12 protein-coding genes are annotated in these 13,092 nt (G+C 58.1%); 1 reads left to right on the top strand and 11 read right to left on the bottom strand.

Going from position 1 to position 13,092, the window contains the following annotated elements; genetic code table 11:
• Positions 1–13: 13 nt before the first annotated feature.
• Genes LCM21_RS05840 through LCM21_RS05815 form a run of 6 tightly spaced genes read right to left on the bottom strand, consistent with a single transcriptional unit; the run spans position 14 to position 6,896 of the window.
• Entirely contained in the window at positions 14–367 is a 354-nt protein-coding gene (locus LCM21_RS05840; RefSeq protein ID WP_224889748.1) for a RidA family protein, read from the bottom strand.
• Between the two features lie 18 nt (positions 368–385).
• On the bottom strand, positions 386–1,114 hold the full coding sequence (locus LCM21_RS05835; protein WP_224889747.1) for a DUF3726 domain-containing protein: 729 nt from the start codon (positions 1,112–1,114) through the stop codon (positions 386–388).
• Entirely contained in the window at positions 1,111–2,790 is a 1,680-nt protein-coding gene (locus tag LCM21_RS05830; RefSeq protein ID WP_224889746.1) for a hypothetical protein, read from the bottom strand. The genes LCM21_RS05835 and LCM21_RS05830 overlap by 4 nt, the downstream gene beginning before the upstream one ends.
• 56 nt (positions 2,791–2,846) lie before the next feature.
• Positions 2,847–4,397 (bottom strand): BCCT family transporter, encoded by a 1,551-nt coding sequence (locus tag LCM21_RS05825; protein WP_224889745.1) that lies wholly within the window; start codon positions 4,395–4,397, stop codon positions 2,847–2,849.
• Positions 4,398–4,440: 43 nt separating this feature from the next.
• Positions 4,441–5,454, bottom strand: a complete 1,014-nt coding sequence (locus tag LCM21_RS05820) for a membrane dipeptidase (protein WP_224889744.1) — start codon at positions 5,452–5,454, stop codon at positions 4,441–4,443.
• Positions 5,451–6,896: an aldehyde dehydrogenase family protein gene (locus tag LCM21_RS05815; protein WP_224889743.1), complete on the bottom strand. Its 1,446-nt coding sequence runs from the start codon at positions 6,894–6,896 to the stop codon at positions 5,451–5,453. The genes LCM21_RS05820 and LCM21_RS05815 overlap by 4 nt, the downstream gene beginning before the upstream one ends.
• A gap of 93 nt (positions 6,897–6,989) precedes the next feature.
• Here LCM21_RS05815 and LCM21_RS05810 point away from each other — a divergent pair, with 93 nt between their 5' ends.
• Positions 6,990–7,850 carry a LysR family transcriptional regulator gene (locus LCM21_RS05810; RefSeq protein WP_224889742.1) on the top strand — a complete coding sequence of 287 codons (861 nt, stop codon included), beginning with the start codon at positions 6,990–6,992 and terminating at the stop codon, positions 7,848–7,850.
• 581 nt (positions 7,851–8,431) lie between these two features.
• Here the strand turns inward: LCM21_RS05810 and LCM21_RS05805 are convergent.
• From LCM21_RS05805 to LCM21_RS05785, 5 genes are all read right to left on the bottom strand, one after another.
• The gene (locus LCM21_RS05805) at positions 8,432–9,139 is read right to left on the bottom strand and encodes an ABC transporter ATP-binding protein (RefSeq protein WP_068340283.1); all 708 of its coding nucleotides are present in this window, start codon (positions 9,137–9,139) and stop codon (positions 8,432–8,434) included.
• Positions 9,139–9,870: an ABC transporter ATP-binding protein gene (locus LCM21_RS05800; RefSeq protein WP_068340280.1), complete on the bottom strand. Its 732-nt coding sequence runs from the start codon at positions 9,868–9,870 to the stop codon at positions 9,139–9,141. The genes LCM21_RS05805 and LCM21_RS05800 overlap by 1 nt, the downstream gene beginning before the upstream one ends.
• Entirely contained in the window at positions 9,867–10,814 is a 948-nt protein-coding gene (locus LCM21_RS05795) for a branched-chain amino acid ABC transporter permease (protein ID WP_068340278.1), read from the bottom strand. Before LCM21_RS05795 ends, LCM21_RS05800 begins: the two co-directional genes overlap by 4 nt.
• A 2-nt stretch (positions 10,815–10,816) precedes the next feature.
• Positions 10,817–11,668 (bottom strand): branched-chain amino acid ABC transporter permease, encoded by an 852-nt coding sequence (locus LCM21_RS05790; protein WP_068340275.1) that lies wholly within the window; start codon positions 11,666–11,668, stop codon positions 10,817–10,819.
• 65 nt (positions 11,669–11,733) lie between these two features.
• Positions 11,734–13,014, bottom strand: a complete 1,281-nt coding sequence (locus LCM21_RS05785) for an ABC transporter substrate-binding protein (protein WP_082677552.1) — start codon at positions 13,012–13,014, stop codon at positions 11,734–11,736.
• Positions 13,015–13,092: the final 78 nt, after the last annotated feature.

The raw sequence follows: 13,092 nt of genomic DNA, 5'->3' as shown, positions 1-13,092 counted from the left end.
GTCCGAAAGTGAACTATGTTGGGGCGCGGGCGGTAACAATCATTTCGACGCGCATGCCAGGCCGGGCGAGCGGCACGCCGCCAGTGGCGCGGGCGGGTGGGTGGTTCGGATCAACCCATGAATCCCAGACCGCGTTCATGCCCTGGAAATCGGCCATGTCGGACAACCAGACCTGAACCGAGGCGATGTCGGCCTTGCTTCCGCCCAGCTCGGCCATCATCGCGTCGATCTTGTCCAGCACTTCGCGGGTCTGCGCGGTGATATCGCCGGTCAGGTCATTTGGCACCTGTCCGGCGAGAAAGGCGATGTCGCCTATACACACCGCCTGACTCATACGCGGGCCCGGGTTCAGTCGTTTAAGGCTCATGAGGTCTTCCTTTACGTGTCAATCGTTGTCGCCCGCCGCGCCCGCCCCTGCGCGCGAGACATCAGAAGCAGGGACGGTGATACGCATGGCAAGAGTATTGAGCGCGCCAATAGTTTCAGCGGCCACCACCATCGGTGCCATCGGATCCGAGTCCGGCTGGCGCGTGGCGAACTCTGATCCGATCAGAAGCTCGGCCTCCACCGGCAAGGCCGTTGCCAGTGCTCCGACATCGCCAGCTGCCCGGCCATCGGGGCTTGCCACGACCGCGCCGCCGGGCCATTCGATCCGAACCGGCTGTTGCCGTGCCCGAGCCATGTCGGACAGGAACGGCAAGAGCAGGATTGGCTTTGTGACCGGACCGATCTGCAGGCTGTCACATTGCATCACGGGCAACGCCACATAATCGCACAGCGCCGACCCCAAGGCGATAGGGCACAGCAGGCCACCCTCGGGCGCTCGGAATGCGCCAGCGTCGACTACGGGGCAGATGTCGCGCCAGGAGCGGTCCTGCGCAGACTGCAATTGCGCAAGAAGCGCGCCCGGACCGTCCAGCCTCTGCCGCGCCAGCCATGCTGCGGCAAAGCCAGCCTCTTCTGCCTGTCCCCAGCTCATGCCCGCTCCGCGCGCGGCCTTGAAGCAAAGCTGTTCGATCTCGTTCAGAGACAGGCTGGCACTCTTGCCGGTCGGCATTGGAGAGCCCGAGCGGGTCGGGTCCATGGCTTCGATGTCGTCATGCAGAACGGTCATGTCCAACCTCCCGGGAAGAGATCTGAGGGATAGGGCATATCCTGAAACAGGCTGATGCGAACCCATTTGTCGGATCTGGGATCAAAACGGCTGGCACCGAAGAACGCCAACTTGCAGCGCATCAGGTCGATCGGCAGCATGTCTTCAGCGATCAAGTTGTCGCGCACTTCGCCAAACGGGTGCTTGGCGGTGATCTGCGCCCGGCGGGCCATGAACCGATGATCGGGATGCGCCAGTAGAAAGGCAGCGAGCGGCTCGTCATAGGGGCGGTCGGCAAGGGCGGCGTGTAATTCATTGGCCAAGCGGGCGATGCAAAGCGGTTGCTCTAGCGCGGCACCATCCTCGGCGAAGCGATTGCCAAGCCGGGGTTCCAGCTTTTCCTCCGACACATACCAGAACCGGGCGATATTTTCCGGGGCGTCGAAATCGATATCCAGCGCCCAATCGTAGTGATCAGCCAGTATGCAGGTCAGGGCTCCGGTCGTCATCGCGCCGTCGAGCCGAAAGGTTGCGGACTCATCAGCCGTCATCTGTTCGGCAAGGTCGTCGATCAGCGCGCCATGCGGCTCTAGCATCAGCGCCACCAAGGCCTCTTGCCCTTCCAGCGAAAGCTCGGCCTCGGCCCGGCGCCAGAGCACGTCCCAAGGGTATGGTGCGTCTGGTGCGGGCCAGTCGCCAAGCCAACTAGCCAGCAGGTCGAGGTCCTTGCGAAGGGCCTCGAGCTTGGCGACTTGCAGCGAATGGGTTGAGGTCCATTTCGCGGCATTGACCTGCGCAGCCGTGAGCGCCGTGCGTAGCTGGTCAGCTACCTGCGGTGTCGCAAATTCCTGGGCGCGCACCCGCGCCAAGGCCTCTTCACGCGCCATCATCCAGTTGTTCAGCAACACCGGGTGCCGCACGAGGAACGGCGCCATGCCGAGGCCTGTTGAATTCCCCACGCCGAGCATTCTGCGAATAGCCGGGTCTAACCGCACGGCCTTTGCGCCGCCTTGAGCCGCGGCGAGATGTTCCGCGATGTCGACAGTGAACTGCCGGGTCAGCCAGACCGAGAGCATCTCGATCTGGAACGGCGCATTGAGTTCCGGGCGATCGGCAATGGCCACCCGATCGGCAGCGCCAAATTTGCCCGAGCCGTAGACCGCAGTGGTACGCATAAGGTAGCCGACGCTTTCGACCTCGGCGATGTCGGGCTGTTGTCCCTGCGCCAGATGGTCGATGACATGGGCGAACAACCGGACAGAGCGGTTGGCGCGGCTGAGCGAAAGCTCGCGCGGAGAGACACGGCCCGCTTCCTGAAGGGGTACGTTGGCCTGAAGACGGTCAAGATCGGCCTTGGTCGGTTCACCGTCGAAAAGGGCGAAGGTCGCGTCCCAGGCCGTTGCGATGACCCGGTCCGAGCGCATCTCGTCGGGCAGGTCATGGGCAAAGGCGACGAGGCAATAGGTCCGCTCGGGGCCCTTGGCGCGATAGACGGCACGGCCTACGCCCAGCGCGTCGATCTCCCACACCGGGCGGTCGAAGACCCAGCCCTCGCGCTCGATCCGGCGCAACAGGGTGCGCAGAAAGGACAGGCGGGTGGGATGCGCGCAACCCATCCGGTCGAGGCGCATGACCTGCGACGGCGCGCGACGGAACGGTGCGGTTTCAGGGGTCAGGCAGTACTGCGCACGATCCATGATGTCCTCCTCGGGGTATTGGGTGTTGGCGCGGGCGAACTGCCCGCGCCCCTTTTTCAGGTCTTCTTGCCCAGCATCAATGTGATCCGCAGCACATCCCAGAGCGATGGCAAGAGCACCAGCGACACCGGCACGGCCGTGACCACGATAAAGCTCTGCAACTTGCCGATGCCGCCTGATCCGGTCGAGATCAGGATAAGTGCCATAACCCCCATTGCAATCCCCCAGAAGGCACGCAGCACGGGTGACGGATTGTCGTTTGACATCGACGTGGCGATGACAAAGCTCATCGAGTCACTGGTCGTGGCCACAAAGATCATCGTCAGAACCAGGAACAGAACAGAAAGCAGGAAACCCATCGGCAGAGCCTGCGTGGTGGCGAGCAGACCGGCAGGCAGGTTGAACCCTTCGAACGGGCCAGAAATCGCACCCGGGACAGCCTGCTCCAGCGCGATCCCCGTGCCGCCGATGATGGTGAACCAACAGTTTGTCACGATGGGTGCCAGGACAGACAGCATCAGGATGATCGACCGGATCGACCGGCCCCGGCTCACGCGGGCGATGAAGATCGCCATGAGCGGCCCGTAGCCCAGGAACCAGCCCCAGAAGAACACTGTCCACCAGCCTAACCAGCCCGGCGCGCCAACGATACCCGCTTCGCCGCGGTACATCGCCATGTCGAAGAAGTTCGACAGATATACGCCCATCCCGCCAGCAAAACCGTCGAAGATGAAAAAGGTGGGGCCGGCGACAAGCATGAAGGCGAGAAGCACGAAAGCAAGGATGACGTTGACCCGGGACAAGAGCTGGATGCCTTTCGAAAGGCCCGAGATCGCCGACACGGTGTAGACGCTTGCAAGCGCCAGGATCACCACCGTCTGGGTGGCAAAGGTGTCAGGAATGCCAAAAAGCGCATTCAGCCCGTATGACATCTGAAGCCCGAGAAAGCCGATAGGTCCGACCGTTCCTGCGACCACTGCGATGATACAGGATGCGTCGGCGATCAGGCCGATAGGTCCGTTGAGCGCGCGGTCTCCAAACAGCGGATAGAGCAGCGTGCGCGGCGCCAACGGCAGACCCTTGTCATAGTGGTAGTGCATCAGCATCACCGTTGTCAGCGACCCCAGGATCGCCCAGGCAAGAAAGCCCCAGTGCAGAAAGCTTTGCGCCAAAGCGGCATAAGCTTGCGCCTTGGGGTCAGCGCTCAGGTCTCCGAACAGCGGTGGCGTGGACAGATAATGCGCAATAGGCTCACCGGCAGCCCAAAAGACACCGCCGCCCGCCAATAGCGTACACATGATCATCGAGCCCCACTGGAACATCGTGAATTCCGGTGTTGTCAGCGCGCCCATGCGGGTTTTTGCGCCGGGCAGCACGCAAAGCCCAAGGCCGATCACAAATGTGGCCAGCAGCAGTAGCTGCCAATAGAGGCCGAAATAGGTTGCAGAGAAGTTGAAGCCCCAGTCGACCATGCGCGACAGAAGGTCAATGTCGATCAGCGCCAGTACACAGAACAGTGCGATGAACCCGCCGGTGATGGCGAAAAGTGGTTTGTCCACTCTGCCCAGGCTGGCCGGCTGGCTGCCGGTTGTCGTTGTATCCGTCAATTTGTTGTCCTCCCAGACAAAGCCCCGCCTCCCGCGGGGATGATCATTCCGCAGCGCGAGCACTGGTGTTTTTCACCGGCCTTTTCGCGCCAAAGCTCTGTTCGAAAAATCGCAGCCAGTTGCCGCCCATGACGGCATCGACCTCTGCGTCGTCCATCCCGGCAGTGCGCAGACCGGCCCGGATGTTCCCGAAATCCCGGTTGTCGGCGAACCAGCTAGGCATTTCAGGAAACCCCGGCTCTGCTGCACTTCCTTCTCCGTAGTCAATTCGCTTGGTCCACCGGCCCACACGCATCCATTCGACGATGCTGTCGGGTTGGTCCTGGCAAAGGTCGGTGCCGATGCCGATGTTGTGGACGCCCATCAGGTCAGCGGTGCGGGCGACCATGTCGCAGTAATCCTGCAACGTGCATGCGCTGCCGTCCTTGAGGTGGTGTGGGTAAACCGAAAATCCCAGCATCCCGCCGCTCTCTGCCAGTGCCTTGAGCACTGTATCCGACTTGTTGCGCAACGCCTTGTGCCAGTTCGAAGGATTGGCGTGGCTGATGGTGATCGGACGCGACGAATGTTCGATGGCCTCAAGCGTCGAGCGTTCTCCGGAATGGCTCATATCCACGACCAGCCCGACACGGTTCATTTCAGCCACGACCTCGCGGCCCATGCGGGTGAGTCCCGTGTCGTCATCTTCGTAGCACCCCGAAGCCAGCAGCGACTGGTTGTTGTAGGTCAGTTGCAGGAAGCGCAGGCCAAGTGTGTGCAGAATCTCAATCAGCCCGATATCGTCTTCCATGCAGGACGGATTCTGCGAACCGAAGAAGATCGCGGTGCGCCCGGTTTCCTGCGCAAGCCGGACATCAGCGGCGGTGCGCCCCTGAAAGATCAGGTCGGGAAACTGTTCAAACCAGCGGTTCCAGTGTTCGATTTGCAGGACCGTTTCGCGAAAGGTCTCGTGGTAGGTGATGGTGACATGCACCGCATCCACCCCGCCCTCGCGCATCTGGCGAAAAATCTTCTCGGACCAGTTGGCGTATTGCAGCCCGTCAATCAGGACGCTCATGCCGGTTCTCCCGCCGCGACATAAGCGGTTTTGACCGTAGTATAGAACTCGGCGGCGTAACTGCCCTGTTCGCGCGGGCCGTAAGATGATGCACCGCGCCCGCCAAAGGGGACGTGATAATCGGTGCCTGCAGTCGGCAGGTTCACCATGACGCAGCCGGCCTGCGCGTTGGCGCGGAAATGGCTGGCGCGGGCAAGGCTTCTGGTCATGATCCCAGCGGTGAGGCCGAAGTCGCTGTCGTTGGCGATGGCGAGCGCTTCGTCGTAGCCGTCGGCTTTGATCACGCAGGTAATCGGCGCGAACATTTCCTCACGGTTGATACGCATATTATTGGTTGTGCCCGCAAAGACGGCAGGGGCCATGTAGTACCCCTCGGTCGCACGCTCTAGCCTGTCCCCGCCTGTCAGAAGTTCGGCGCCTTCGTCCCTGCCAATCTGGATGTAATTCAGGTTCTGTTCCAGCTGTCCCTCGCTGACCACGGGGCCGAGCTGAGTGCCGTCTTCCAGCGCATGGCCGACCTTAAATGCCTCAGTGGCCTTGACGAGCCTTGCAACGAATTCGTCATGGATCGCAGCGTGCACAATCAGGCGCGAGGCGGCGGTGCATTTCTGACCCGTGGCACCGAAGGCCGCGCCGGCAGCATGCATCACGGCGAGATCAAGATCTGCGTCGTCCATAATCAGCATGGGGTTTTTCGAGCCCATCTCCATCTGCACCTTGGTCATGTTTCCGATCGCCGAGGCCGCGATGCCGCGGCCAACCGGAACCGACCCGGTGAAACTGATCGCCGCCACGTCACGGCTTTCTACCAGCCGCTGGCCGACATCACGGCCCGGTCCTGCGACGAGATTAAAGAGACCGGCGGGAATATCCTGTTTGGCGATAATCTCGGTCAGTGCTATGGCGCTGGCGGGCGTCAGGTTCGCGGGCTTCCAGACCACCGCGTTGCCAAAGGCAAGGGCCGGGGCGATCTTCCATGCGGGCGTCGCCACGGGGAAATTCCAGGGCGATATGATCGCAACCACGCCCACAGGTTCGCGACGCACGTCAATCTCGACACCGGGACGGACGCTCTCGGCCAAGTCGCCGTGACCGCGCAGACATTCACCGGCGTAATAAGTGAAGAATTGACCAGCGCGGTAAACTTCGCCTTTTCCCTCCGCCAGCGGTTTGCCTTCTTCGCGCGACACGAGGCGTCCGATCTCATCTGCCCGCGCCATCAACTCGGTTCCGATTGCCATCAAAACGTCATGGCGTTTCTGTATGCCCGCTGCCCACCACGTCTTTTGCGCACGTTTGGCGGCTTCGAGAGCGGCGTCCAACTGATCCGCGCTGGCCTGGGCAAAGGTGCCAATCAGGTCCGATACGTCCGACGGGTTACGGTTTTCGATCTCACCTGCGCCGTTTTGCCAACGACCATCGATATAGAGTCCGGTTTGCATGGAACATCCTCGTCTTGCTTGAGATCGCTCCTAGACGAAGAATATGATTTCAGGCAATCTGGAAGTATTGAAGATAATTTCAGGAAAACTGAAATGGCGATCAAGCTTGAGATGCTGCGCACCTTTCGAACCGTCGCCGAGCAGGGATCGCTTGGGTCCGCGGCCGAACAGCTCGGGCGAACACCATCGGCGGTGTCAATGACGCTCGCATTGCTGGAGGACCATATCGGCGCGCCGCTGTTCGAGACAGACCGCAAGAACAGACTCACACCGCTTGGTCAGCTTGTTCTTCAGGAAAGCAATCGCGCAACCGACGCATTTTCACGAAGTGTCGATGCGATTGGGCGGCACGCTATTTCCACCGCCGGCACCGTCCGGCTTGCCGTCGTCCCTTCGGCGACCGTGACCTTCCTGCCCAGCATCATAGCCTCTTTTCAGCAGCAGCGTCCGGACGTGCGGCTGGAAATCAGCGATGTAGACAGCGCGACGGTTCGACAGCGTGTCAAACTTGATGATGCCGATATCGGGATCCTGTCCGAGCCCGTTGAGGACGAAACCGAAGACACTGTGATCTACGAAGACGATCTTGGCATCGTCTGCCGCAGGGACGGACCCATTTCCACGGCGATGGAAGACGGCGAAGCCTGTTCGTGGCAGTTGCTGCTGCGCGAACCGTTCATCGCCAATCCGCTCTGCCATTTGGTCGCGCATGCTTGCCTTGCGCCGCTGCTGGCCACCTGCAACCTTGAAGCCCGGAACACCACCGCTCTGCTATCTTTCGTCCGGGCCGGCCTTGGGGCAACCGTTTTGCCACGGAGCGCCGTGCAGCACCAACTCGACGAAGTGTCCTTCCTTCGGCCCGATGACCCGCCGACCCGTCGACAGCTTCGCAAAATCCGGGAAAAATCACACCACCTCAGCCCGGCGGCAGAAGCATTCTGGTTGTCGCTGTAAGTAAAGTGAATCGTGCTGCGGACGGCACGAAGAGTGCGTTAACATGATCGGTTGAATCGGCAAGTCAAGGCGGCCACATCAGCGCTTTTGTCAGCTGTTCACTTAGGGTCCTGATAGCAGCCCAAGTGCTTTTAGACGTCAAGGTCTGCTACTTGGCCATTCCTGCCGTTTTGGATGGCGGAGGCAAAAGTTTGCATCGCTTCGCGGTGCAGGCTTTCAGTTCTGGTTGCACTCCGCGGTGCGCAAGGAAAGCGGGTGATTTCGCCGGTGACAGACCCACGCTTTAAACTTCATATACAGATGCGGCAGACCGTCACCATGGCGGGAATGGGTAGAAGAAGGCTGCCTTTGAACTAATTCGTCCTGCAAGATGTTGAGACGCAACCAAACCGCACACGCACTACGCAACAGTTTTCTTTTAACGGCAACCAGTCAAAAGGCAGACAGTGCCCGAACAGACATCGGCGTGCCTGACGTCATCGGCGCAGTCTGATTTCTTCCGACAAGAGCACGCAGAGGTCTTAGTGTTGACCCTCCATCAATGGAACAAAGAGAATGTGCTCCCTTGTACTAAAAGGGTCTCAATGTCCGCCAAAATAAGCTTCAAGCAATCTCTTGTCATTTCGCAGTTCATCTGCTGTGCCCGAAGTCTGCATACGGCCTGACTCGAGCACATAAATCCGACTTGCAAGAGAAAGAGCAAAATTGGCGTTTTGTTCTGTAATTACCACGGTCAGACCGTATTCCTTGTTGAGCTTTCGCAGGACCTCGGCGATTTCGTGGCAGATTTTTGGGGCCAATCCAATTGTGGGCTCGTCGACCAATAACAGTTCGGGACTCGTCATTAGGGCGCGACCGAACGAAACCATTTGTCGTTCCCCACCTGATTGGGTCGAAGTTTCCTGCCCTTCCCTCTCTTCCAGACGCGGGAAGAGGCTGTGCACCATGCTCAGATTGCTCTGGATATCATCACGAGCCGTGAAGGCGCCGACCATCAGGTTGTCACGCACCGACATGTAGGGAAACAGGTTGAAACGCTCCGGTGCATAACCCACTCCGTGCCGCACAATTTCCGAAGGTGTTCGACCGACAAGACTGTGGCCTCGAAGCCGAATGTCGCCGTCGATTTTGACCAAACCCATAATGCTATCCAGCAACGTGGACTTTCCAGCACCATTCGGACCAACAACAGCTACGATCTCGCCGGGTTGTACAGTTATAGAAATATCAGTCAGCGCTTGGGCCTTGCCATAGAAAGCAGAAAGGTTTTCGATCTCCAGATATGACATCACACGCCTCCCAAATATGAGGCTTGAACCGCCTTGTCGTTCATGACCTCACTGAACGTGCCCTCTGCAATCATGGTGCCTCTTTCAATGGCGATCGCACGATCAATCAAAGGTTCAAGCGCAGGCAAATCATGGCTGACAATCAGAAAGGTCATCCCATCTTTGCGCATGGACTGAATGAGATCGGAAATCTGAGCGATCTCACCGGTGGTAAGGCCTGCAAACACCTCATCCAACAACATCACCTTGGGCGCCGTCGCCATGGTTCGCGCCATCTCAAGCTTGCGCAGATCGCCCATCGCCAATTCAGTTGGCATACGGCCAAGGTCCGCCTTTAGGAAACCGACACTGAGCGCAAGTTCTCTCTCACGTCTGGTATCAGGGGGGGACACGATCATTTGCCAGATGTTGTCCGGCATCAGACCTACACGAATATTCTCAGCAACACTCATCTCACCAAACGGGCGCGGAATCTGATAAGTTCTGCTGACACCGGCCCGAATACGCTGAGGCGTTGACAACGTTGAGATTTCGTCCCCAAACAATTCAATTGTGCCACTGTTTTGGCGCAGCTCACCCATTATCTGGCTGAATACGGTGGTCTTGCCCGCTCCGTTGGGGCCGATCAACCCCAAGGACTCTCCCTCTTTCAGTGAAAACGACAGATTATTTGTCGCGACCAACCCGCCAAAACGCTTTACCAGATTTGAGACCTGCAAGGCTGTGCTCATGCCGTTCGCCCCTTGTTCAAACTTTTGAAGCCACGTCGGACAAGTTCCACAAGACCTTTCGGCTGATACATGTAAAGGAGCAGCGCAATGGCACCGTATACAAAGTAACGCTCTGCACCGGGAAGAACGGGTCTTAAGTACTCCAGCAGGAAGGTCATGAAGAAAGCGCCAATCATCGGGCCAATAATGGTTGATGTTCCACCCAAAAGCGCAGCGACAATGATCGTGAACAAGAAATTGATATCAAACAGAGCACGCGGCGCGAGTGATCCCAAATAGTGGACGTAGAATGCTCCGCCTAGCCCGGCGATCATTGCGCTTGTCAGAAAGGCAAATGCTTTCAGACGTGTAGTGCTCAGGCCCGAACCCCGAACACTTTCCTCATTCATACCAATAGCGGACAGCGCCGTGCCAAGCCGCGTTTTCATCAGCAACCACATACTGACAGCAATCGTCAGCATCAACGTAGTGGACAGGTAATACCCGTTCGCTGCACCGCGTGTAAGCGTTTGAATTCCAGACATACCCCGCGTTCCACCGGTCAGATCCGGACGAATAACTTGAACGAGCTGATACAACAGTTCCATGAAGGCTAGCGTGACCAAAGCGAAATAACTGCCTCGAATACGCAAGGCTGGCAACAAAACCAAAAGGCCCGCGATCATGGTAAACAGAACTGCCACGGGTATCGAGATTTCGACCGGAACATCGAACCGCTTGGTCAGGATTGCAGTGGTGTAGGCTCCGATACCGATCAGGAACGGGTGGCCAAAGCTTACATACCCTGTTCGACCCGATAGCACATCCCAACTGATGGCAAAGATCGCCAGATAGTTCGCAAAGATCATCGTTCGCAGTGTTCCGTTCGAAACAACCTGCGGCAACAGGAGCATTCCGACGATCAAACCGCCCCAGAGTGCAAAGTGAAACCAGCGCAGCCCCATCGTTACAACTCCTCGCGGCCAAACAGACCCTGCGGGCGCGTCACCAACACGCCGATGATCAACAACATAGTGAAGACACCGCGCAATTCTGGTGCAAGTGTTGCCACGACAATGACTTCAAGGAACCCGATAATGTGGGCCACCACCAGCGTTCCCAGGATCGAGCCGATGCCACCCACGATTACCACGGCCACTGAAATGATAAGTGGTGCTACCCACATAGATGGCGATAATTGCGTATAACTTGCAAAGAAGACGCCGCCGATCGCTCCCAAAGCGCCGGAAATACCCCACGTAATCAGGTTGATGCGATCAGGATCAATTCCCGAAATCGCTGCGCCCTTAGCATCCATCGATACGGCCTGCATCGCCCGTCCGGTATGTGTGAGCCGTACAAAGGCAAACAGCCCCAATAAGATTGCCCAACTGATAAGGGTCGCGATCAGGATGTTATAAGTAACTGATGCCCCGGCCACGTTGATCACGCCCGGGACAATCGGCAAAAGAATTTTGCTGCTGTCTCCGAATACCAGAACGATCCCTGCCTGAATAACAACCGCAAGGATCAGCGTCGAAATCTCGACCGCCACATGATCGCCTTTGAGCGTTTTGACGATCAGGCGATATTTCAAGAAACCCATCAATACACCAAGCACGGCCGCCACGGCGACGCCCAAGAGCTTTGGCATCCCAAGCGTCTGAGAAACCCAGAAGTACATGTAACCACCGACCATCAAATATGCGCCATAAGCGAGATTCAGAACGCGCCCGATGCTGAAGATCAGCGTAAAACCCATAGCGATAAGCGCGTAGAGGCCGCTGAGCAAAAGCCCCTGAATCAATATCTGTAACATGTCGGGATTCCTGGCTGCGGGCGCGCACCTGCGCGCGCCCGGTTCGGGCTATCTGGGCGAGTGGTCTACTGTTTTACCCAGCTGGGCAGCGTGAACTCACCCGTCGCGTATTTTTCGGGATACACAACAGCCGCAGTGCCATCCTCGTACCACTGAACAACGACCATTGACGGAGCTGCATCGTCAAACGGCTCGGACAGATCAAAGCGGATATTGTGCGGATAGGTGCGGCCCGTCACGGGCTCGACCTCATCATCGCCCCAGAAGGCATAGCGCAGCCAAAGCTGACCATCCATCTCCAAAACCAGATCCTGTTTCTTCATCGCGTCGGCCCAGCCTTCGACATTGTCGAAGCCTCCAGCTTCTTCTGCCGCAGCCATGGCCTGTTTCAGACCGTGATAGGCGTTGAAGCCGTTGAAATGCGGCAGCAATGGGCGGCTGTCATATTTGGCTTGATAGGTGTCCACAAAAGCCTGACTGGCCGGGTCCAGCTTGAACCCCACAGACGGTATAGGTGACAAGGTCGAGATGCCGCCACCGGCTCCGCCAGTGTCTTCCCAATACTCCATACCCAATGCGGATACGTTTACGCCCGTCATCGCCATTGGCACTTGCAGTTTGACATACTGCGATGAGACAACCTGCGAATTCACAGAGGAGACCTGATAGATGAAGTCCGCCCCTGTGTCTTGTGCCCGGCTGAAAATTGGTGCGAAATCAACAGTCGCGACGTCATAGGTGATGATGTCCTTGACCTCGATCCCGGCAACCGGCGCAAGCGCTTCAGTAACCAGACCGGTGATCGCCTCACCAAAAGCCGTGTCCTCGGCCAGAATAACGACCGAGTCCCAGCCCATCTTTTCCTTAAGAACATCCGCGCCGAAGTTTATGTAAAGCGTTGCCAGCGCCTCATCTGAGGCAATATTCATGAAATAGGGCGCCATACTTTCGGGGTCTTCGACCACCATGTCGATTATGCCAATATAGGATGTCCATGTGTCCAGCGTCGGAATTCTATATTCCTGCATCCTTGGCAGCCAACCTAGGGATACATCGTCAATCGAGCCTGAGATGATGAAATCGACCTCTTCGGTCTCGGCGAGGTATTCGTATGCGCGCACCCCTTCGGTTGGGTCCTGTCCGGTATCGGCTGACACCAAAGTTATCTGCTGGCCCATCACGCCGCCATTGGCGTTCAACTCCTCAATCGCAACCTCGGCCCCTCGCAGGGTCGATAGGCCGGTATCCGAGGAAAGCGACCCGATAAATCCAACCTTAATTTCCGCCCCGGCCGCCGAGGCCATGAGCGCGATGCACGTCCCGCTGAGTAGCGCTGTCTTCATCATCACATTAGCTCCCTGTGTCTTATTATGCCTTTCTTGTATTCTGTATACAGTACACAAGACGCTTGTCCGATCAAATCC

The sequence above is a fragment of the Ruegeria profundi genome (assembly GCF_020171505.1).
GTDB classification, from domain to species: Bacteria; Pseudomonadota; Alphaproteobacteria; order Rhodobacterales; family Rhodobacteraceae; genus Ruegeria; species Ruegeria profundi.
This window is presented reverse-complemented; position numbering and strand designations above follow the sequence as displayed.